3 protein-coding genes are annotated in these 2,812 nt (G+C 36.5%); all 3 read left to right on the forward strand.

The genetic code is table 11. The features are described 5' to 3' along the window. Window positions 1–155 precede the first annotated feature (155 nt). The 3 genes from ACFILU_RS04110 (at window position 156) to ACFILU_RS04120 (ending at window position 2,417) form a co-directional block, all read left to right on the forward strand. Window positions 156–629 carry a crossover junction endodeoxyribonuclease RuvC gene (locus ACFILU_RS04110; protein WP_375674862.1) on the forward strand — a complete coding sequence of 158 codons (474 nt, stop codon included), beginning with the start codon at window positions 156–158 and terminating at the stop codon, window positions 627–629. Then, window positions 619–1,752, forward strand: a complete 1,134-nt coding sequence (locus ACFILU_RS04115; RefSeq protein ID WP_375674864.1) for a hypothetical protein — start codon at window positions 619–621, stop codon at window positions 1,750–1,752. Before ACFILU_RS04110 ends, ACFILU_RS04115 begins: the two co-directional genes overlap by 11 nt. A gap of 275 nt (window positions 1,753–2,027) precedes the next feature. Continuing rightward, window positions 2,028–2,417 (forward strand): hypothetical protein, encoded by a 390-nt coding sequence (locus ACFILU_RS04120; RefSeq protein WP_375674866.1) that lies wholly within the window; start codon window positions 2,028–2,030, stop codon window positions 2,415–2,417. Window positions 2,418–2,812: the final 395 nt, after the last annotated feature.

A 2,812-nucleotide genomic window follows, 5' to 3' on the forward strand; every position in this document is an offset into this window, starting at 1 on the left:
CCTAACCATATTCCAAAAAATGAGATGAAAGTTGGTACTATTAATGAAATAATATCAATCACATCTTTATCTATTTGCATATTTCTTACACCCTTCTTTCCTTCATTTTCAGAAAAAAACAATCCTATAAAACACATTTTGTATGGAGCGGCGTGGTGATTAACACGATTCTTTGTTTTGATCTAGGTACGCGGACTGGGTGGGCGATACGTGGTGCAAGTGGTGACATGTTCAGTGGTACCGTGAATTTTCAATCGCGCCGTTTTGAAGGCGGTGGAATGCGTTACTTGCGCTTTAAGCAATGGCTATCAGAAATAAAGCAGATAGCAGGTCAAATTGACGCAGTGTATTTTGAGGAGGTGAGGCGTCATAAAGGTACAGATGCAGCGCATGTTTACGGTGGTTTGTTAGCAACGTTAACGGCGTGGTGTGAACAGCATCAGATACCGTATGAGGGGATACCAGTAAGTACGATTAAGAAAGCGATGACGGGGAAGGGGAATGCGTCGAAAGAAGAGATGATTAAGGCAATGTGTCTTAAAGGACACAAGCCATGTGATGATAACGAAGCAGATGCTTTAGCAATTTTATATTTAGTTAAAGAAAGGGAATTGGGGTATGTCCAGTAAATTACCATGGACGAGGCTTTTTGCAGACAAGTGGGCAATAGTTGTTGATTATTTGCCTGCTGTAGAGGGCAATATCTATATGCGATTACGGTTACGTATGTTGCATACTGGTGAACCTCTTTTTTATAATATTAAAGTTTTATCTAATTACACGGGTTATTCAGTGAAGAAGTTTGAAGCGGCACTGAATGTTTTGCTTGAAGAAGGATATTTCATTCGTTTAGCAGATGGTCGATTGTGGAATTTAGATGTTGAGGAAGAACTCAATAACTCTAATGAGAATTTAAATAGACTCTCAGAAAAAGCTATAAAAGCTGCGAATACTAAGAGAAATAAGCAGAAAGATAATTCATCAAGAGAACATGATGATGTCATGATGACATCATCACGAGGTCATGATGACATCATGATGAGTTCATCACGACAACACATTAACATTAACAATAACAATAACAAAAAAAATAAAAATATTATTTTATCAAAAAGAGAAATTGATTTTGAAAATTTAGAAACAAACGATTTTGTTGAAAAGGCAATCGAGTGTGATGATGTTCAATCAGAACAAATCAAAACGATAGAAACCAAACAACCAATCATTCACGAGCAAAATACCAACACTTCAAACAAAGCTAACAACCGATGGCAAATTGACGAAGCGATGATTGAGAAATTGCCTTCACGAAAAGTTAAAAAGGTTGGAAAACAACTTTCAGAAATCGTTGACAAGATAATGCCTGCTTATTTTCCAGAGAAAGCAAACTTTTTTGAAGGAACAAAGAAAATAAGGGAAAAACAAGAAGTTGAAAGAATACTAGAAGATTTCAAACCCGATTTTCAATACGCAACTGAACAAGGATTAACGCATGATGAAGCCTTATCAGAATTTGAAAAATTTGTACGCTTTTCAAAAAACAATCCATGTCGAAATGCAAATGAACGCGATTGGCAAAGTGCTTGGGATAATTGGATTACGCATCCAAAATATGGATTGGTAATTAAGAAACACGTAAAATCAGAAGTGAAAAAACTATATGAAAGCGCATGTTATAAACCACCGTCAAACAATTTCGCAAATAACCTTTCAGAAAGCTTCAATCAACTTGCAACAGCGATCTACACTTAAAGACACTTATGGATCAGAAATAGAGCTTTTTTCGGAAGCATCAGTCATGAAATTGTATTTAAAAGCATTGAAGGATAAACAGCAAAGTAGTGAAGTTTGCTGATGATTTTGAGAATAGATATGCGTTTAAATTGACAGAAAGGCACCGTACAGAGCGATTTAAAGATTTTGTGATAAAAACCACATTGAAATTAAAAATGCTTCTGTACGGTCCATTTTGAGGCAAATAAACCCATTGGTAAAGTTATGGATTTAGATAGGGGATATTAAACCAGATGTTTTTAAAAAAACGTAAACAGAAGGGGGGAAAAAAGTTCGTTGCAACGGCGGTGGGGCATGCACCATGGGGATTAGGGGTAGCAGAGTATTTTTATAACCTTTACGAATATGATGATGGCACAAGAGAATACGAAGAATTTGACGGTGGTCAGTATCATGAGATGCCTGAGAAAGTTGATTACAGTACCAAGGCGCAAGTGAAAGCGTGGATATATGGGGGTGATTTGCCAAGAAGCGTATTGAGTTGTGAAGCGTTGATAGACGAGGTGAATAGGGAAATCAAAAAACGTACAGTGAAAGCAGTGAAAACTTATGATGATATAGACAGTGAACTAGAAAAAGCACTTGGTATTCAATTAGGTAGGTATCAAAATGAAAAAAATTGAAAAAAATAAAAAATACGTATTGACTTTAAAGAAAAGGTCGTTTATTAAGGTTGGCAAGTGCTTGAAAAACACTGTAATACGAGCGGATAGGTTACGAAACGACCTCTTCCCATGTTTCTAAAATATACTGGCTTTCTTTTGTGCTCTTATTGGCATATAACGATTTTGCCGGGTGTGGTTATACTATACAATACCCTTCATAGGGGAAAGTGTAACGACGGTCTCGTATCCGTGTTTTTCAGCGCCCGGCGCCCTTATAGGGTGTCAATGAAAATGTTAAAATACGAGGTAATTATTATGCAGAATTCTGTAAAAAAATATCAACTCACCAATCAAACAATTCTTCGTGAGGGTAAAAAACTTTATCGCATTAAGGCGTTAAGAGATTTTGGTGA

Source organism: Bartonella sp. CL100XZDX, assembly GCF_042195375.1.
GTDB lineage: Bacteria > Pseudomonadota > Alphaproteobacteria > Rhizobiales > Rhizobiaceae > Bartonella.